This is a genomic window from Ruegeria sp. E5 (genome assembly GCF_056534105.1).
The window spans coordinates 76,934-96,121 of sequence record NZ_JBQFPA010000007.1 but is presented as its reverse complement, the minus strand read 5'-3'; the positions used below and the strand labels follow the sequence as shown (position 1 = coordinate 96,121).

Below are 19,188 nucleotides of genomic sequence, written 5' to 3'. Positions count from 1 at the left end.
CCGGTGCCTGATCAAACACCGGGGCCAGATCTAAAATTCTAAACGCTTACTTGCTCAGCCGTTTGTCACGCGCGGCCAGAAGCTTCAGGCGCAGTGCGTTCAACTGGATGAAGCCTGCCGCATCTTTCTGGTCATATGCACCAGCGTCTTCCTCAAAGGTCACGTGCGCCTCGGAGTACAGCGAATGATCCGACCAGCGGCCCACGGTTGAGGCAAGACCTTTGTACAGTTTCACGCGAACGGTGCCGGTGACATGCTCTTGCGACTTGTCGATGGCTGCCTGCAGCATCTCCCGCTCGGGCGAGTACCAGAAGCCGTTATAGATCAGCTCGGCATATTGCGGCATCAATTGGTCTTTCAGGTGCATCGCGCCCCGGTCCATGGTGATGGACTCGATCCCACGATGCGCTTCCAGCAGGATGGTGCCGCCGGGGGTTTCGTAAATACCGCGCGATTTCATGCCCACGAACCGGCCTTCAACCAGGTCCAAACGACCGATGCCGTGCTTGCCGCCAAATTCGTTCAGCTTGGTTAGGATGGTTGCGGGGCTCATCGCCTCGCCATTGATGCTGACCGCGTCGCCTTTTTCAAAACCGATCTCGATAAACTCCGGCTCGTTCGGCGCATCCTCGGGGTGGACGGTGCGCTGATAGACATAGTCGGGTGCCATATCGGCGGGGTCTTCCAGAACTTTGCCCTCGGACGAGGTGTGCAGCAGGTTGGCATCGACCGAGAACGGGGCCTCACCACGCTTGTCCTTGGCGATCGGGATCTGGTTCGCCTCGGCAAATTCCAACAGCTTGGTACGGCTGGTCAGGTCCCACTCACGCCACGGCGCGATCACCTTGATTTCGGGATTCAGTGCGTAAGCAGCCAGTTCAAAACGAACCTGATCGTTGCCCTTGCCAGTCGCGCCGTGGGCCACAGCGTCAGCACCGGTCGCTTCGGCGATCTCGACCAGACGTTTCGAGATCAGAGGCCGTGCGATCGAGGTGCCCAGCAGGTACAGCCCTTCGTACTGTGCATTGGCGCGGAACATCGGGAAGACAAAGTCGCGAACGAATTCCTCGCGAATATCTTCGATATAGATGTTCTCGGGCTTGATCCCCAGCAGCTCGGCTTTTTTGCGGGCGGGCTCCAGCTCCTCGCCCTGACCCAGATCGGCGGTGAAGGTCACGACCTCACAACCATACTCGGTCTGCAGCCATTTCAGAATGATCGAGGTATCAAGGCCACCGGAATAGGCCAGAACAACTTTCTTGGGCGCGGACATCTGACTTCCCTTTATGCGTAGAACGACTGGCCCCTAACGGGTTTTGGGCGTGGGGGCAAGCTGTGTGGATTGACGCAGCCCGGGAATTGGGGTGAAACGGGCGGATAGAGAACAAGGATTGGTTGAGAGGGCGGTATTTATGCTGGGATTAGAGATTTTCGTGCATTCGGTGAGGATGGTTCTTAGGAACCTGAAGCAGGCGCTACAGATTTCAGTCGTACCGGCGCTCATTGGCGGCTTTTTAGCCATCGGCCTGTTCTTCCTGTTTGGCATCCCTTTCGAAGAATTCAACAGTGAAACCAATGGCTTCCCTGAAGGCGTAACGGCCGCGTCCTTCACCGGATTTCTGCTCTGCCTTATGGCCGTTGTCTTTGGGGTCATGCTGTGGATTGTCGTGTCGTGGCACCGTTTTGTTCTACTTGAGGAATATCCAAGCGGTTTGGTTCCGCCTTTCAGGTTCGACCGTGTGCTCGCCTATTTCGGACGCCTTCTGATGCTCGGCCTAATCGCTCTTATCATCATGATACCGGGAGCGCTGATCATGGGCATGATGGCGCAATCCTCTGTGGCGCTGGGAATTCTGGTTTGGCTGGGTTTGATCATCTTTCTCACGATCGGATTCTATCGGGCCTCCCCGATTTTACCCGGCGCAGCGATCGGAAAACCAATAAAGCTGTCTGAAGCGTGGCAAGCAACCTCAGGCGCAAGCGGAGCCATCGCACTTCTGGTTGTCTTGTCCATCCTCTTCCAAATATTGCTTCAGCTACTGGCGTCTTTGCTGCTTTTCGTCCCAATCATAGGTGTCTTGATTGTCTTGTTTGCGAGCATGCTGATCGTCCCCTTGATCAATGTCAGTATCCTGACGACGATCTATGGTGTGTTCATCGAAAAGCGCGAGCTGGCCTAAGCCCGTACACATATGTATTCCTTGCCCTTTCGACGATGATGGGGCAGGGAATCCAACATGACTGATTTCACGACCCGCGCCCGCGCTGCCGAAAAGGCAATGCGCTCAGTGTTTCCAGCAACTCCGTTGCAGCGGAATGCTCATCTATCCGATCGATACGGCGCGGATATCTGGCTCAAGCGCGAAGACCTCAGCCCGGTGCGGTCGTATAAAATCCGCGGTGCGTTCAATGCGATGCGCAAGCAGCAGGGGCAGGACCTTTTCGTTTGCGCCAGCGCTGGCAACCATGCGCAGGGCGTGGCCTATATGTGTAAGCATCTGGGTGTGCGGGGTGTGATCTTCATGCCGGTGACCACGCCGCAGCAGAAGATCCAAAAGACGCGTATTTTCGGCGGCGACAATATCGAGGTTCACCTGATCGGTGATTATTTCGATGACACGCTGGCTGCGGCGCAAAGCTGGTGCGCAGAACAGGGCGGATATTTCCTGTCTCCGTTCGATGATGCGGATGTGATCGAGGGGCAGGCCTCATTGGCGGTTGAGATCGAAGAGCAATTGGGCCGAGTGCCCGATCATGTAATTCTGCCGGTTGGCGGCGGCGGTATGTCTTCGGGGGTGGCGACCTGGTTCGGGGACCGGGCGCATTGCCTGTTCGTGGAACCGGCCGGCGGGGCGTGTTTGCGCGCGGCGCTGGCAGCGGGGCACCCGGTGGCGCTGGATCATGTGGATACATTTGTCGATGGCGCAGCAGTAGGCCGGATTGGTGAGAAACCGTTTGAATTGCTGAAATCGCGGCATCTGTCGGATGTGCTGACTTTGTCCGAAGACCGCATCTGTACCACCATGATCGAGATGCTGAATGTCGAGGGCATCGTTCTGGAACCTGCCGGTGCATTGGCGGTTGAGGCCGTGGGTGACGTGCAAAGCTTTGTGCGTGGCAAGACGGTGGTCTGTGTCACCTCGGGCGGGAACTTCGATTTCGAGCGTTTACCAGAGGTCAAAGAACGTGCGCAGCGCTATTCCGGGGTGAAGAAATACTTCATCCTGCGCCTACCGCAGCGCCCCGGTGCCCTGAAAGAATTCCTCGGCATCCTCGGCCCTGAGGATGATATCGCACGGTTCGAATACATGAAGAAATCGGCGCGCAACTTTGGCTCGGTCCTGATCGGAATCGAAACCCGCAAGCCCGAGAATTTCATGCGCCTGTTTGCGCATCTGGATGAAGCCGGGTTTACTTATACGGATATCACCGAAGACGAGACGCTGGTACAGTTTGTGATCTAGCGCAGGTTTTCGGCCAGACCGGCCTGAAACAGTTTTTTCGACTCGTCGTAGGCCGCGATAATCGCCAGCAAATCAACGGCGGCGCTTTCACCAGCGGCTGCGCGTCGCTCACCGTCCTGGCACAGTTTCGAGAAACTATCAAAGCCAAGACTCAGCGCGCTGCCCTTCAGGAAATGTAGGTTCTGTTCGATCTCGGAGCGGGCAGTGTCATCGCGTAGCTTAGTGATAACTTCCTGAACCTCGTCCAAAAAGATTTCGACAACCTCGGTGAACTCGTCTGCGCCGACTTCATCACGTAATTGTCTGACTCTGGACCACTGAATCATGCCATCCTCTTGCGGTTGCATATTGTTAGACCGTCACGGGTAAAGATGGGGTTAAATCGCGGCCATTTGGTTTTTCATAGGATGTTAAGCTGAGAGGCATAGCGTTGCGACAACTGGAGAGTTGAGCAAGTACAGGGACTTCATGGTGCCGGATGCCAGTCAAGTAGAGGCCCGGGTCGAGCTGGATTTTGGCGCGATCCGCAAGGTTCTTGTTGTGGACGACAGCCGTCTGCAGCGGCGCATTCTGGTGGCCTCGCTAAAAAAGTGGGGATTCGAGGTTCTTGAAGCCGACAGTGGTGAAGCCGCGATAGAGCTTTGCACCTCGGACCCACCTGATCTTGTTCTAAGCGACTGGGTCATGCCAGGTATGGGCGGGCTTGAGTTCTGTCGGGCCTTCCGAGAGCTGGACAGTGAGCAATATAGCTATTTCATTCTTCTGACCTCAAAAAGCGAAAAGCAGGAGGTCGCGCGCGGTCTGGATGCTGGGGCAGACGATTTTCTGATCAAGCCGCTTGAGGCTGATGAGCTGCGTGCGCGCATATCGGCCGGGGCGCGTATTCTTGACATGCAACGCGAATTGTCCCGAAAAAACCAGTTGATCGAAACAGCGCTGAACGAACTGAAGCTTGCCCATGATGCGATCGATAAAGATCTGATGCAGGCGCGCAAAATTCAGGATTCGCTGGTGCCTGAATTGAAGGGGACCTTTGGCAACTCACAGGTCAGCCTGCTTCTGAAACCCTGTGGTCATATCGGTGGTGACCTGGTGGGGATGTTTTCGCCCGGTGTCAATCGGCTGGGGTTTTACAGCATCGATGTCTCCGGCCACGGGATCACCTCTGCGATGATGACGGCACGGCTGGGCGGGTATCTGTCCAGCACGCATTTCGACCAGAACATTGCGATGGAGCGTCGGTTCAACAAATTCTACGCCCTTCTGCCACCCGAAGAGGTCGCGTCGCTGCTCAACTCGCGTCTGATCGCCGATGCCGGGATCGAAGAGTATTTCACCATGGTCTATGCCATCATCGATCTGCGCAACGGACATCTGAAAATGGTGCAGGCCGGACACCCGCATCCGCTGTTGTTGCGCCGTGATAGTAAAACCGAGTTTCTGGGCGAAGGCGGGTTGCCCATTGGCCTGCTGCCTGAGGCGCAGTTTCAGCAGACGGAAACCTATATGCAACCGGGCGACAAGCTGCTCTTGCATTCGGACGGGTTCACCGAATGCCAGCTCGCCGACGGCAGTTTGCTGGATGATGACGGGTTGAAGGCGATGGCTGTTGAATGCGCCGCCGATCACGGTGGACCGGAATTCCTGGATGACATGTTCTGGCGTCTCACACAGGTGATGTCACCGGACAGCGGAATTGCGGATGATGTCTCTGCAGTGTTTTTTGAATATAACGGACCTTAAAGCCCATGCAGGTGGCGCTGGGCGAAATGGGCGTCGCCCTCGTTGCCCAACAGATGAACGGCATCTGCGGTCTCCATCCAAATGGCCTCGTGAAGGTCTTCGGTCGGAGGGCCTAGGCGTCTGACCGGGTGGGCGCGGTAAATCAGGCAGACCTTCTCGGCCCACAGATCGTATTCCGGCATGTAGGTATATCGACGAAACGCACCCACTCTCCGAGGCGCGGCGATCAGCCAGCCGGTTTCTTCGTAAACCTCACGGTGAAGCGCTGTAATCGGTGATTCCCCCGGATCGATGCCGCCGCCCGGCAGCTGCAGATCCGGTCCGGGTTCCAGCTGACAGGTCAGCAGCAATCGGTTGCCTTGTGGCAATAGGGCATAAACGCCGACCCGCCGGGTGTATTTTCGCTCTGCCTCGGGGCTTTCACCGAACCGTCTGATCATGTAAGGCCCCTTTCAACCAAAACTGTTCAACCTATATGGTGGCGGTATGCCAACCTGTGGCGCTTAAGGAAACCCCATGTCTATTGGAACCAAAATCGCGTGGGACGACACGGTCCTGCCCTTTCAACTCGATATACCCGACATGCGAGGCCGCGTGGCCCGGCTGGACGGCGTGTTGGGCGGCATCTTGAAACAGCACGACTACCCCGAGGTGGTCGAGGCGCTGGTGGCCGAGATGGCCCTGCTGACTGCATTGATAGGGCAAACGGTATCGCTGCGCTGGAAGCTGTCTCTGCAGGTGCAATCCAAGGGCGCGGTGCGGATGATCGCAACCGATTATTATGCGCCACAGGTCGAGGGCGAACCCGCGCAGATCCGCGCATATGCGAGCTTTGACCGCGACCGGCTGACCGATGCAGCCCCTTTCGATCAGGTGGGTGACGGGTACTTCGCCATCATGATTGACCAAGGTGAAGGTACACAGCCTTATCAGGGCATCACCCCACTGGCCGGGGGATCACTGAGCGCGTGTGCGGAAGCCTATTTCGCGCAGTCCGAACAGCTGCCGACCCGGTTTTCGTTGAGCTTCGGCAAATCGACTGAGCCCGGTGTCGGTGAACACTGGCGCGCTGGCGGGATCATGCTGCAGCACATGCCCAAAGCCTCGCCCTTTGCCGCTTCCGGGGAGGGCAGCGGAGAGATCCTGTCTGCCTCGGATCTGGTGGATGGTGAAGAGGGCGAGAACTGGGATCGCGTCAACATCCTGCTCGATACCGTGGATGATCTGGAGATGATCGGGCCATCCGTTGCGCCAACCGACCTTCTGGTGCGTCTGTTTCACGAGGAACAGCCTCGCGTCTATGATGCACAGCAGGTAAAATTCGGTTGCACTTGTTCCGAAGATCGCGTGCGCCAAAGCCTGTCGATCTATTCGGCGCAGGATATTGCGACAATGACCACGGACGAAGGCACTGTCACAGCAGACTGCCAATTCTGCGGTGCGCACTATGTGCTGGACCCTGCGACCGTCGGGTTCGAGGCCGAAGGCCCGGATGGCGCGTGATCTGATCACAGACCTGACCGAGGCGCTGAGCCGTGATGGGTCCGGGTCCAGTGACTTTGATCTGAACCCGGAAACGGTGCTGCCGGCGGGGCGCAGACTGCGCCCTGCGGGCGTGTTAGTGCCTGTTTCTGTGACCGGAGACGCACCGCGATTGATCCTGACCAAACGCTCTTCGGCGTTGAAACACCATCCGGGCCAGATCGCCTTTCCGGGTGGAAAACAGGATGAGGGCGACATCGACGTTACTGCGACAGCTTTGCGCGAAGCACAGGAAGAAATTGGTCTTCCGCCAGAACTACCCAGTATTCTGGGTCATCTGCCGACTCATGAAACCGTGACGTCCTTTTCGGTCACGCCGGTTGTTGCGATCCTTGAAGCCAGTTTTGAACCAGTCGCCGAACCGGGCGAGGTGGATGAGATCTTCTTCGTTCCGCTTGCGCATGTCCTGAACCCAGAGAATTATGTCGTCGAGTCGCGCCGTTGGCGTGGCCAAAGACGGTATTACTATGCTGTGCCCTATGGCCCCTATTATATCTGGGGTGCGACGGCACGGATGCTGCGGGGATTGGCTGCGCGGATGAGTGAATGAAGCGGATCACAGAAGATTGGTTAACCGACCAAGCCACGCAGGATGTATGCACCGCCCTGACCAATGGCGGGGCGCAGGCGCTATTCGTCGGAGGTTGTGTGCGCAATGCTCTGCTGCAGGCGCCGGTTTCTGACATTGATATCGCCACAGACGCTGGGCCGGAACACGTCGTGGAACTGGCGCAGAAAGCTGGGCTGAAGCCGATACCAACAGGGATAGACCATGGCACCGTGACGATTGTCAGCAAAGGTATCCCGCACGAGGTCACGACGTTTCGCCGTGACGTCGAAACGGATGGTCGGCGTGCTGTCGTCGCCTTTTCCGACAAGGTCGAAGAAGACGCCGCGCGTCGTGATTTCACCATGAACGCGCTTTATGCCAAACCTGACGGCACAATCCTTGATCCGCTGAACGGTTTGCCGGATCTACAGGCGCGTCGCGTGCGGTTCATCGGGGAGGCCAGTGATCGCATCCGAGAAGACTACCTGCGATCGCTCAGATACTTCCGCTTTCACGCTTGGTATGGTGATGCAGACCAGGGCTTCGACCCCGATGCGCTGGATGCGATTGCCGCGAATTTGGACGGGTTAGAGACACTTTCGCGCGAAAGGGTCGGGGCGGAGATGCTGAAACTTCTCGCTGCGCCCGATCCCGCGCCGTCGGTTGCCGCCATGCGCAGCACTGGTGTTCTGGCGCAGCTTTTGCCCGGTGCGGATGACCGGGCCCTGGCAATTCTGATCCAGCTGGAACACGATGCGCAGGCCGCGCCCGAAGCGATTCGTCGGTTGGCCGCGATCGCACCGCCCGAAGTGGCCAAAACTCTGCGCCTCAGCCGGGCGCAATTGCAGCGCCTGACCCGGATGCGCGACGAAGCGATGGCGACGACCAGCGTCGCAGAACTGGGTTATCGCTATGGCTCGGAAGGCGGTTTGCACGAAACGCTTTTGCGCCACGCATTTCTTGAACAGCCGTGGTCAGAAGACCTGAGCCAAGCTTTGCAGCAAGGGGCTGCAGCCAGTTTCCCGATCAAAGCGGCGGATTTGATCCCCGCCTTTTCGGGCCCTGCGCTGGGCGCGAAACTGGCCGAGCTTGAGGCGCGTTGGATCGCATCGGATTTCGCGCTCAGCCGCGAAGAATTGCTGGCCGAATAAATTGAAGTCTCAAAAGGGGATGACAAACCCGATTTGATTTGGCAGGGTGCGCCTGACTCATATGGAGGGAGGAATGCGAATGTATTACGGGATCTGGTTCGGCTAAAGCCCGGAACACTTTGACCCGTAGGGGTGGTGTTCTGGCGCCATCTTTCTTCGCATGACCTATTTTCTGCTCAATCGGAGCACTCTCTATGTTTCGCTACTTCGAAAACCTCATTGACCCTTTTGTTGCCTATGAACAGGTAGACAAGCCGCCGACACAGCTGTGGCCTTTCATGTTGGGCTATTCGCAGCCTTTCAAACGCGTTTTCGTGCTGGCCGCCCTGATGTCCGTGATCGTTGCTGCGGTCGAGGTCGGGCTGATCTTCTATATGGGCCGCGTCGTGGACCTGCTGGGAAGTTCCCCTGCTGAATTCTGGCAGGCGCACGGGACCGAGCTGATTGTGGTCGCCGCGTTGATCCTTTTCATTCGTCCTATTCTGCAGCTGGTTGACGTCTTGCTGCTCAACAACACGATCCTGCCGAACTTTGGCACACTGATCCGTTGGCGGGCACATAAACATGTGTTGCGTCAGTCGGTTGGCTGGTTCGAAAATGACTTTGCCGGCCGCATCGCAAACCGGGTTGTTCAGACTCCGCCCGCTGCGGGCGAGGTGGTGTTTCAGGTCTTTGACGCGATTTCATTCTCGATCGCCTACATGATCGGTGCGGCCATTTTGCTGATGGCGGCTGATCCGCGCCTGTTGCTGCCGCTGCTGATTTGGCTGGTGTTCTATGGGGCCTTGGTGCGGTGGACCGTCAAGCGGGTTGGCCCCGCGTCGCAGGCGGCGTCGGATGCACGCTCGACCGTGACGGGGCGAGTGGTGGACAGCTATACCAACATCCACTCGATCAAGATGTTCGCCCATGACACGCAGGAACAGGATTATGCGCGCGAGGCGATTGCTGAAACACGCCGCACTTTCCAGATCGAGATGCGGATTTTCACCATTATGGATGCAGCACTTGTTGCGTTGAACGGTGTGCTGATCGTAGGTGTCGTCGGTTGGGCGATCCTGCTTTGGGCGCAAGGAAGCGCTACGGTCGGTGTGGTGGCTGCCGCCACGGCGCTGACGCTGCGGCTGAATGCTATGACCGGATGGATCATGTGGGCGCTGACCAGCTTCTTCCGGGAACTGGGCATCGTTGCCGAAGGGATGCAGACCATCGCACAGCCCATCGACCTGTTGGATGAGCCTGATGCGAAACCCTTGCGGCTGGGCAATGGCCAGATCGAAATCCGCGACCTGTCGCATCATTATGGGCGGGAAACTGGTGGTTTGGATCACGTCAATCTGACCATCCGGCCGGGCGAAAAGATTGGCTTGATCGGGCGGTCGGGGGCCGGAAAATCGACTCTAGTAAAGCTGCTTTTGCGGTTTTACGACGTCGAGAAAGGCGCGATCCTGATCGATAGTCAAGACATCTCGGAGGTTACGCAGGACAGTCTGCGCAGCTATATCGGGATGGTCCAGCAAGACAGCGCTCTGTTGCACCGCTCGGTGCGGGCCAACATTCTGTATGGTCGTCCTGATGCGACTGAGGAACAGATGATTGCCGCTGCAAAGCAGGCTGAGGCACATGAGTTCATCCTTGATCTGCAGGATCCGGAAGGCCGCACCGGCTATGATGCGCATGTGGGCGAGCGGGGCGTGAAACTGTCTGGCGGTCAGCGGCAGCGGGTAACACTGGCGCGGGTGATCCTGAAAGATGCTCCGATTTTGCTATTGGACGAGGCGACATCCGCCCTAGATTCCGAAGTCGAAGCTTCGATTCAGGAAACACTCTACGGCATGATGCAAGGCAAGACCGTGATCGCCATTGCGCACCGGCTCAGCACGATTGCGCAGATGGACCGCATTCTGGTGATGGATGGCGGCCGCATCGTCGAACAGGGCGGTCATTCCGACCTGCTTGCGCAAGGAGGGCTTTACGCCCAGTTCTGGGCGCGGCAATCTGGAGGCTTCCTAAACCCGGAGGCCGCTGAATGAGGATTGCCGACCTCATCCAACCGTTCAAAGACACAGAAACGCCCCCGCCGCAAACGCTGGGGGCGTTCATCCGTTGGAGCTTGTCCGGCGCCTGGCCGATGCTGTTCGTCGCAGCCGCCTTCTCGGCGATCGCGGGTGCGATGGAGGCTGGCACCGCCTGGGTCTTGGGCCGCGTGATTGATCTGACCACCAACAGCAGCCCCGAGGCGTTTCTGACCGGCGGCAATCTCGCGATCATTTTGGGTGCTGTCGCATTCTTCATGCTTCTACGCCCCGCACTGTTCGGACTGTCATCGGTGGCAAACAACTACATCGTCATGCCCAACATCACGCCGTTGGTTTTGGCAAAACTGAACCGCTGGACGCTGGGCCAGTCTGTGACCTATTTCGATGACGATTTCGCCGGACGTATCGCCCAAAAACAGATGCAGACATCGAACGCCATGACGCAAGTGGTGTCCGAAACAATCAGCGCTATTGTCTTCGCTATTGCCTCACTTGCAGGCTCATTGCTTTTATTAGGATCTATTCACCCGCTTGTGATGCTGCCATTTGTTGCCTGGCTTGTTGTCTATTTCCTGCTGGTGCGCTGGTATCTTCCACGCATCCGCGTACGCTCTGCCGCGCGGGCGGGGGCGCGGGCGATGGTGTCGGGGCAGGTGGTCGATACGATCACCAACATCAAGACCGTCAAGCTGTTTGCCCATTCCGAGTTCGAAGATCATACCGCCCGAAATTCCATGGTCGACCTGCGTGAACGGTCGCTGGAATTCGGCAAACTATCGGCCAGTTTCCGGTTCATCCTGATGACTCTGGCGGGGGTTCTGCCGGTCCTGTTGATCGGCGCAACGCTATGGCTGTGGCGGGCGGGTGGCGCGACCGCCGGGGATATCGTAGCGGCGGGGGCCGTGGCGATCCGTATCTCACAAATGACAGGCTGGGTCAGCTTCACACTGATGGGTCTTTACGCAAATGTCGGTGAGATTGAAAACGGGATGCATACTCTGACCAAGCGCGACCGGGTCGAGGACGCGATGAACGCCTCTGAACTGATCGTCTCAGAAGGGGAGATTGCGTTTGATCATGTCAGTTTTGCTTATGGCCGCGATATTGGCGGTGTCTCCGATCTGCATTTCACCGCCGCACCGGGCGAAAAGCTGGGCATTGTCGGGGCGTCTGGTGCAGGGAAATCAACGTTGGTTTCACTGCTGCTCAGGCTCTATGACGGCGAAAAAGGCGTCATTCGCATCGACGGGCAGGATGTCAGCCAAGTCACTCAGGACAGCTTGCGCCGCCAGATCGGCATGGTCACGCAGGAAACCGCAATGTTCAATCGTTCGGCGCGCGAGAACATCCTCTATGGTCGTCCTGACGCGACTGAAGATGAGCTGATAGAGGCCGCGACCAAAGCCGAGGCGCATGAATTCATACTCGGTCTCGAGGATGCGCAAGGACGCAAGGGCTATGACGCGCATCTGGGCGAACGCGGCGTGAAGCTGAGCGGCGGGCAAAGACAGCGGATCGCCCTGGCTCGCGCTATCCTGAAAGACGCACCGATATTGGTTCTGGACGAGGCGACGTCGGCATTGGACTCCGAGGTCGAGGCAGCGATTCAGACGGCACTGCACCGGGTGATGCAGGGCAAGACCGTGCTGGCTATTGCCCACCGCCTGTCCACGCTTAGCGAGATGGATCGGATTATTGTTCTGGACCACGGTCACATCGTTGAAAGCGGGACGCACGAGGCTCTGCTGGAGCGTGGCGGGTTGTACGCCCGGTTCTGGCATCGCCAATCGGGCGGGTTCATTCAGGCCGAGGCTGCAGAATAAGGGGTTTTGTTGCGCTCAAACCCCAGTTATCAGGCCTCCATGACGCAGCAATACACAATAAACCGCCTTGGACATCAGGGCGACGGAATCGCCGATGGTCCGATCTATGCGCCACGCACTCTTCCGGGTGAAGTGGTCAGCGGTACGTTGCTGGGTCAGTTTCTGAACCATATTCGCGTCGAAACACCCTCGGATCAGCGGGTCAAGGCACCCTGCCGTCATTACAAGGCCTGCGGCGGCTGCCAGTTGCAACATGCGACCGATAATTTTGTCGCCGAGTGGAAAACTGAGGTGGTGCGCAACGCGTTGGCCGCGCAGGGGCTCAATGCCCTGATGCGGCCCATTCACACTTCGCCTGAACGATCCCGCCGTCGGGCCACCATCGCCGTGCGGCGCACCAAGAAGGGTACGCTGGCCGGGTTTCATGGTCGCGCTTCTGACACGATTACCGAAATCCCGGATTGCCATTTGCTGCACCCAACCTTGATTGCTGCCATCCCGGTGGCCGAAGCCTTGGCGTTGTTGGGTGGCAGTCGGAAAGGTGTGTTGGCCGTAACGCTGACCCTGTCCGAAGGCGGTTTGGATGTTGCGGTCAAGGGCGGCAAACCGCTGGATGGACCGTTGGAGCTGGCGCTCGCGCAAGCGACCGAGCATCACGGCCTTGCCCGGCTTAGTTGGGATGATGAGGTTATCGCCATGCGTGTACCTCCGATCCAACGCTTTGGAACCGCTGGTGTCACCCCACCGCCCGGAGCGTTTTTACAAGCCACAAAAGACGGAGAACAGGCTCTATTACAGGCTGTTTCCGATGCGACGCAGGGGGCAAAGCGGATTGTCGATCTATTCGCTGGATGCGGGACATTCTCGCTGCCGCTGGCGCAGACGGCCGAGGTGCATGCGGTTGAAGGTGAGGCCGAGATGACGAAAGCCCTGGATCAGGGCTGGCGCAAGGCGCAAGGCCTGAAACAGGTCACGACCGAGGCCCGAGACCTGTTCCGCCGCCCACTCATGCCCGATGAACTCAAGAAATTCGACGCCGTTGTGCTTGACCCGCCGCGCGCTGGGGCCGAGGCGCAGGTGGCCGAGCTGGCGCAGGCCATGCGCCCGGTGGTTGTTTATGTCTCGTGCAACCCGATCACCTTTGCCCGTGACGCAAAAATGCTGGTTAACGCCGGATATGCCCTTGAATGGGTACAGGTGGTTGACCAATTTCGATGGTCGTCACACACCGAACTTGCCGCTCGGTTCATTTTGAACAAATAACCCTGAGATAAGGACCGCCCGTATGGTGATCGCCCAACGACTGCTGCCCATCATCGAAGCACCGGCTTTCGGGAAATTCATCACCGGTGTGATCCTGTTCAACGCGGTACTGCTGGGGATGGAGACATCGCCTACGCTGATGGACGCAGCGGGTCCACTGATCGTGACGTTGGACAAGCTGTGCCTTACCATATTCGTCATCGAAATCGTCATGAAACTGATCGCCACAGGGCGCCGGTTCTTCACCAGCGGCTGGAATGTGTTTGATTTCGTGATCGTGGGCGTCGCCCTAGTTCCCAGTGCAGGGGCGCTTTCAGTTCTGCGGGCACTGCGTATCCTCCGGGTGCTGCGCGTCATCTCGGTCGCGCCGCGCCTGCGCCGAGTGGTCGAAGGCTTCATCTCAGCCCTGCCGGGCATGGCCAGCGTGTTCCTGCTGATGGCGATCCTGTTTTACATCGGCGCTGTGATCTCAACCAAACTTTTCTCGGGCACGTTCCCCGATTGGTTCGGCGATCTGGGTCTGTCGGCCTATACGCTGTTCCAGATCATGACGCTGGAAAGCTGGTCCATGGGCATTGTCCGCCCTGTGATGGAGGTGTATCCCTACGCTTGGCTTTTCTTTGTTCCCTTCATCATGGTGACCACCTTTGCGGTGGTGAACTTGCTGGTCGGTCTCATCGTGAACTCGATGCAGGATGCCCACCATGCCGAGGATGAGGTCAAGACCGATGCCTATCGTGATGAGGTTCTTGAAAGGCTGGAATCGATCGAACGCCGCCTGACGGAACAGTCGAACAGCAAAAAGTGATTTAAGTTTCGCGAAAATCTGGCATAATAATCGACAAAAAAGAGCGTCAGGCAGTGAAAATAATGGATCGTCGAGCATTCGGAATGGGCGCAATGGCAACGCTGAGCCTTTCAGCGTGTGCCTCAGCCAAACCCAGATTTCTTTCTTATCGCGGGCCCGAGGTGACCTCGATGGTCATCAACAAAGGTGCACGCAAGCTGTATTTGCTCCATAACGAGCAGATTTTGCGGGAGTATGATATCGATCTAGGATTTGCGCCCACCGGCACGAAAAACAAAAAAGGCGATGGCCGTACGCCCGAGGGTACCTATCTGATCGACCGCCGCAATCCGCGCAGCAGGTATCATCTATCGTTGGGTATATCGTATCCCAATTCGGAAGACTTGGCTAAAGCCAAGGCCGCAGGTGTTGATCCGGGCGGCGACATCTTCATTCACGGACAACCCAATCTGCGATCCGAGTTCAAGCGGGCGAAGAAGACCCCGGATTGGACGGCAGGTTGTATTGCGGTCAAGAATGATGAGATCGAAGAGATCTACGCCATGGTGAATGAAGGAACCGTGATTACTCTGCGTCCCTAAGCAAGGTTCAAAGCGGTTTCCAATCACCAAATCCAAATACTGTATAGTCGCGCTGGTAGGCTTCTTGCGCCAGCGCTTCAAGCTGTGCGTCGTAAATCTGATCCAGTGAAAACGGCGCGTCCGGCTTGGCCTTGTTCGGGGTTGGCGCGGCTGTGTGCCCTACTTTGTGGGCAAGATCGGGCAGGGCGGTTGCCATCTCATCCTCGCGCAGGATCAGGTCGGGCATGGTGAAACCGGCCATGCCCTCTAGCGTTTGCGCTTGTCCACACCATTCCCCATCCACGCGGATCGGGGTCTGGCCCGCCAGAATACTGCGCAGCATGCCCAGAAAGGCCGCGAACGCCTCGGAATGCTGATCGCGCGTATAGTTGCTTAGATCTCCCTTGGCAGGCAGCGGCACCTTGTACCGTCGGCTCAGCATATTGCGAATGCTGACATATGCGCCGGGGCCTGTGTGCAGAATACGGTCGCAGAACACAGCATGCGCGCGCGCCAGCGGATGGCGCAGCACCGTGAATTTGCGGTGACCGGGATGATCCTGCATCCATTGACGGGTCTGTTTTTGATTGCGGCCGGTGATCAGGTCGGCTTGTGACACCCCGTCCAGATCGGCAATCCACTGCACCACTTCAGCCTCGGGGCCGCCGCGCACCGGAAGGTACATCAGCGAAGTTTGCGCAGCACCCACATAGCGCGAAACAGCCGGCCCGCGGTGCGGCTCGTAACTTGGGATATGGTGTAGCTTGAAGCGGTCACGTTGCGACAGGGCCAGCTCCATATCATCCGGATTGGTCACTTTCGACAGGGCAGGCGCCGGGTTTTGACGTTTGAGATGCTGGTTCAGCTCCTTAAGACGTGCGCTGACGCCAAGCCACGCGGCAAGGCCGTTCAGAACGTCCAAATCTGTTAGATCGTCATAGTCGATATAGAACGGTGTTTGCCCGGTGGTCTGCAGATGTTTGAGCACTGTTTGTTGAAATGCTTGCCGCTGGTCGAGCTGTTCGGCGAATTCTTCGGCATCGAAGGTGATTTGCGCCTCCCGACGTTGCTTGATGTTCACCAACCGCCACTGCTTTGTTTCCAAGGCGATTTTCCACGATATGTAGCTATCCAGAGGGTTGCGCATCAGAATGATTTTGGCGCAGCGCGGATCATCCAGCGCCGGTGGCAGCGCCCGCGCATCGTGGTCGCTGAAAAAGCGAAAGCCGTTCATCTCGCCCGGCGCGTTTCGGATGGCGTCGATCAGCGCCATCGGGTCGCGTTCACGATCTTCCAGGGTAAAGCCCAGAACGCTGTCCAGTTTTGGCAGGCCGACGAAATAGGGGTTAAACGCTTCTCCGTGACACGTGACGCCATCCAGCGTGTTCAGCTGCAATTCAAGCAGGTTCGAACCGGTCCGCATATCGGCCAGAACGATGAAATAATCGAAGCGGCGGGTCATTTTATGTTACTGCACCAAATAGGGCTTCTTGAACGATTTGGACTGTGCGCCAAACACGTCATTCACAGGGAAATCCCCCATCAGATAGGGATGCATCCCTTGGTTCTTGAGGTTTTGCAGGAACTTTCCGAACCCGGTCAGATCGACCATCGTCGGTGCCTCGGTCAGATGCGTGGGTTTGGGCGCGCCCATGTCTTCCAGAACGGTCTGCAGTTGTTCCATGGGGGATTCCACAAACTCTGCCATCGTCCATATTCGAATGCGCGTCTTTGCGCGGGCGGCATCCAGCAGCTTGAGCTGTTTGCTTTCGATCTGTTGTAGGCGGGCAGCTTCGCACCGGATATCGGCAAAATTCAGGTTCGAACGGAACAATGGAACCGCCCAGGCCCCCGAGATGACCGCAATATGTGCATTCTGGTCTTGCGTCAGGAATTCATTGATTTTCTGAATATCCGTTGGCCCGAATTGAAAGCACTGACGCTCGCCTCGTGTATTCCAGATGAGGTTCGACAGAAAGGCCGAGGGGTTATAGTCGCGTAGCGTGGCGCAATCGCTGAGCGCACCGTTGATGATCGTCTCATCTTCGGCAAATTGCGCCCGTTCGGGACCGAACAGATGCCCATGCACCCGCCCGCCGATGGCGTTTGTCAGCCAGGGTTCGAAATCCTCGAACAACTCGGTAAAGCCTTGAAACACCGAATAGGGAAAGGCTGTCAGGCTGCGTTCCGTAGCCGCGCGAGGGAAGCGGCTTTGCATATAAAGACCATCACGACCGCGAACGCGCCGCTCGACCGCTTTGGAAAACACCCGGTCTATCTTGCCGGGGTTGGGCTCGGCCGGGGTCAGTGCGCCTTCGTGGTCGGTCAGGAAGGTCTGATACAACCGGTTCGCGCTGTGCCAGACTTTGCGCGCCACGAAACAGTCGGACCGGCGCAGCAATTGTAGGTGATCGTCGTAGAACATGTGCGGCCGACCTTGATAGTCGAACTTCGACAGGGTCAGCGATCGGCTTTCGATATGGGTGGAATAGAGCCGTGCCAGTGTCTGGAAATAGCTTTCATCGGGAATCCAGACCTGGCGGAAATAGCGATCATATTCGGCTCGTTTGGGATCCTGAAGGATGGCCGACAAGGTTTGGCGGGTCAGACACCACCATTGGCTGCCCATATGCGGCACCAAACCATCGGGAATTGCGCGGCGCAATCCGAGGGCGCGTTGCAACCGCACGTAATTGTCGAACAGTTTTCGTTGCCTGCGCCACGAGAAGGGGAACCGCAGGGTGAAACGTTCCAGATCCAGACCGCCAATCGTCCAGCTGACATCGCGCGTGGTTGCGCTTTCGATGAAATCGACACGGGGCCGGTCGGCCAGATAGTCGATCAGATCAGCGACCGGACGCAGCGGCAGACACGCGCCTGAAGACAGATATACATGCCGGACATCTGGAAACCTCTCCAACATCAGCGATGCGGCGGATTGTGATGCGGCGACAATACCCCAGCCGCCCCATTCACAGACATGGCGTTTTGAAAACAGGATCAGCGGTTCATCCGAACAAGCGGCGACAAAATCGGAATAAGCCGGATCGCCGACTTTCTGATCTACATGAATGACCACAGGACAGCCCGAGGCGGCCCAATGGCGTGCCACCTGCTCAACCCGATCCAGCGCAGTGTGCACCAGCATTACGATGCCCAAGCTGCTCATGCCCAGTTCCCCTTGGACATCAGGCCGAGGATCTCAATCTGTCGCCAGTTGATGTATTTCTCGGACCATTTGTTCCAGAAAACCGGATTATCCTCTAACTGCTTGGCATAAGCCTTGTACTCGCCCGACGCAGCATAGTGCTGTCCGCGCAGCAACTCTTCTTTAGCTTTTTCCCCAAGCGTATTGATCAGCTTTGCATGCAGCAGCGCTCCGCTGGTTTTTTCACCGCCCTGCTCTTCATAGACCTGATTGAGCCCGCGCGGCAGCAAGGCGTGGGTTGAGCTGACATAGGCGTAGCGCCGGTGCCATTTCACAAGAGGTATCTTGTTCAGGGCCGGAGCCTTCAGGGGATTGTCCTGAAAGAAAACCCGTGCGCGTGCACCGCCTTGAATCCACAGATTCCCATAGGTCGGGTTGCGGGTAATCATGAAGTTGCCTGAATCGAACCAAGGCGCGACTTCAAAGGGGTTCTGGCCCTCATGATAGGGCGCATCCATGATTCCGGTTTCGGGATACATGTCGATCAGCATGGTGCCGAAACTGCGCACACCAGTATCGTCCAGCCAGTCGGTCAGGGCGCGGATCGGGCGGGTATCGCAAAAAGGATAGATAAAGAATTCATCCGGATCGACCGTCAGAACCCAGTGCTTATGCGCATAGCGGCGCAGCAGGTAGTTGGACCAATCCAGACCAAAGGTCGCATTCTTGTAACCTACATCCGTCCACCACAGCGAAACGTCCGGCTGGCTGCTCAGGTATTCGTGGGTGCCGTCATCGCTGTTGTTGTCCACGCACAGGAAGTGATTGATGCCAAGCTTTCGATAGTAGTCTAAGAAATAGGGAAGGCGGATCTTTTCGTTCCGCATCACACTCATCAACAAGATGTCGTTTTCTTTGATCTTGTTGGTGTTATCTTGCACCGCTTTCAGATCCCGACGCCGACGTAGGCAACGCAGCAGGCGGCGCTTGCGCCGCAATCTCATGCGATAGGAATCCAAAAGGCTCACGCGGCTGCCCAACCTTTTTTGATACGCGCGTCTGCCCGGGGCCGCCTGAGGCCTGAGTGGTGCCGGACA

The 19,188-nt window shown here is 57.4% G+C and carries 17 protein-coding genes; 11 read left to right on the top strand and 6 right to left on the bottom strand.

Annotated features, from left to right (window positions below; genetic code table 11):
* Positions 1-46: 46 nt before the first annotated feature.
* Positions 47-1,273, bottom strand: coding sequence for an argininosuccinate synthase (locus ACR0BI_RS20930; protein WP_170734068.1), 1,227 nt, complete (start codon positions 1,271-1,273; stop codon positions 47-49).
* A gap of 139 nt (positions 1,274-1,412) precedes the next feature.
* Between ACR0BI_RS20930 and ACR0BI_RS20925 the strand changes: the two genes are divergently transcribed.
* Together ACR0BI_RS20925 and ilvA are read left to right on the top strand one after the other, a co-directional pair.
* Positions 1,413-2,180 (top strand): hypothetical protein, encoded by a 768-nt coding sequence (locus ACR0BI_RS20925; protein ID WP_170466726.1) that lies wholly within the window; start codon positions 1,413-1,415, stop codon positions 2,178-2,180.
* Between the two features lie 57 nt (positions 2,181-2,237).
* Entirely contained in the window at positions 2,238-3,464 is a 1,227-nt protein-coding gene (ilvA, locus tag ACR0BI_RS20920; protein WP_170649040.1) for a threonine ammonia-lyase IlvA, read from the top strand.
* Here the strand turns inward: ilvA and ACR0BI_RS20915 are convergent.
* Positions 3,461-3,811 carry an Hpt domain-containing protein gene (locus ACR0BI_RS20915; protein ID WP_480444264.1) on the bottom strand — a complete coding sequence of 117 codons (351 nt, stop codon included), beginning with the start codon at positions 3,809-3,811 and terminating at the stop codon, positions 3,461-3,463. The two genes, ilvA and ACR0BI_RS20915, sit on opposite strands and share 4 nt — an antisense overlap.
* A 121-nt stretch (positions 3,812-3,932) precedes the next feature.
* Here ACR0BI_RS20915 and ACR0BI_RS20910 point away from each other — a divergent pair, with 121 nt between their 5' ends.
* Positions 3,933-5,207: a PP2C family protein-serine/threonine phosphatase gene (locus tag ACR0BI_RS20910; protein WP_223118322.1), complete on the top strand. Its 1,275-nt coding sequence runs from the start codon at positions 3,933-3,935 to the stop codon at positions 5,205-5,207.
* Here ACR0BI_RS20910 and ACR0BI_RS20905 read toward each other — a convergent pair.
* Positions 5,204-5,647 (bottom strand): NUDIX hydrolase, encoded by a 444-nt coding sequence (locus ACR0BI_RS20905; RefSeq protein WP_170399359.1) that lies wholly within the window; start codon positions 5,645-5,647, stop codon positions 5,204-5,206. The genes ACR0BI_RS20910 and ACR0BI_RS20905 overlap by 4 nt on opposite strands.
* Before the next feature lie 76 nt (positions 5,648-5,723).
* On the opposite strand from ACR0BI_RS20905, the gene hslO reads away from it, so the two are divergent.
* The 8 genes from hslO (at position 5,724) to ACR0BI_RS20865 (ending at position 14,964) form a co-directional block, all read left to right on the top strand.
* Positions 5,724-6,710 carry an Hsp33 family molecular chaperone HslO gene (hslO, locus tag ACR0BI_RS20900; protein ID WP_170399357.1) on the top strand — a complete coding sequence of 329 codons (987 nt, stop codon included), beginning with the start codon at positions 5,724-5,726 and terminating at the stop codon, positions 6,708-6,710.
* The gene (locus ACR0BI_RS20895; protein WP_480562842.1) at positions 6,700-7,299 is read left to right on the top strand and encodes a CoA pyrophosphatase; all 600 of its coding nucleotides are present in this window, start codon (positions 6,700-6,702) and stop codon (positions 7,297-7,299) included. The genes hslO and ACR0BI_RS20895 overlap by 11 nt, the downstream gene beginning before the upstream one ends.
* Entirely contained in the window at positions 7,296-8,450 is a 1,155-nt protein-coding gene (locus ACR0BI_RS20890; protein WP_480562843.1) for a CCA tRNA nucleotidyltransferase, read from the top strand. The genes ACR0BI_RS20895 and ACR0BI_RS20890 overlap by 4 nt, the downstream gene beginning before the upstream one ends.
* Before the next feature lie 194 nt (positions 8,451-8,644).
* Positions 8,645-10,483: an ABC transporter ATP-binding protein gene (locus tag ACR0BI_RS20885; protein ID WP_480562844.1), complete on the top strand. Its 1,839-nt coding sequence runs from the start codon at positions 8,645-8,647 to the stop codon at positions 10,481-10,483.
* Complete coding sequence (locus ACR0BI_RS20880; RefSeq protein WP_170399345.1) at positions 10,480-12,312, top strand: ABC transporter ATP-binding protein; 1,833 nt, start codon at positions 10,480-10,482, stop codon at positions 12,310-12,312. The genes ACR0BI_RS20885 and ACR0BI_RS20880 overlap by 4 nt, the downstream gene beginning before the upstream one ends.
* A 39-nt stretch (positions 12,313-12,351) precedes the next feature.
* The gene (locus ACR0BI_RS20875) at positions 12,352-13,575 is read left to right on the top strand and encodes a class I SAM-dependent RNA methyltransferase (RefSeq protein ID WP_480562845.1); all 1,224 of its coding nucleotides are present in this window, start codon (positions 12,352-12,354) and stop codon (positions 13,573-13,575) included.
* 22 nt (positions 13,576-13,597) lie between these two features.
* Positions 13,598-14,383, top strand: a complete 786-nt coding sequence (locus ACR0BI_RS20870; RefSeq protein ID WP_170515151.1) for an ion transporter — start codon at positions 13,598-13,600, stop codon at positions 14,381-14,383.
* A 62-nt stretch (positions 14,384-14,445) separates the two neighbouring features.
* A complete protein-coding gene (locus tag ACR0BI_RS20865) occupies positions 14,446-14,964 on the top strand; it encodes a L,D-transpeptidase family protein (protein ID WP_170399336.1) in 519 nt (172 codons plus the stop codon).
* A 7-nt stretch (positions 14,965-14,971) separates the two neighbouring features.
* Here the strand turns inward: ACR0BI_RS20865 and ACR0BI_RS20860 are convergent, their stop codons facing one another.
* From ACR0BI_RS20860 to ACR0BI_RS20850, 3 genes are read right to left on the bottom strand one after another with little or no spacing between them, the layout of a single operon-like run.
* Positions 14,972-16,405, bottom strand: a complete 1,434-nt coding sequence (locus ACR0BI_RS20860; RefSeq protein ID WP_480562846.1) for a nodulation protein NodH — start codon at positions 16,403-16,405, stop codon at positions 14,972-14,974.
* A 6-nt stretch (positions 16,406-16,411) separates the two neighbouring features.
* The gene (locus tag ACR0BI_RS20855) at positions 16,412-18,112 is read right to left on the bottom strand and encodes a DUF5927 domain-containing protein (protein WP_170664227.1); all 1,701 of its coding nucleotides are present in this window, start codon (positions 18,110-18,112) and stop codon (positions 16,412-16,414) included.
* Complete coding sequence (locus ACR0BI_RS20850) at positions 18,109-19,095, bottom strand: glycosyltransferase family 2 protein (protein ID WP_170399507.1); 987 nt, start codon at positions 19,093-19,095, stop codon at positions 18,109-18,111. Before ACR0BI_RS20850 ends, ACR0BI_RS20855 begins: the two co-directional genes overlap by 4 nt.
* Between the last annotated feature and the right edge of the window lie 93 nt (positions 19,096-19,188).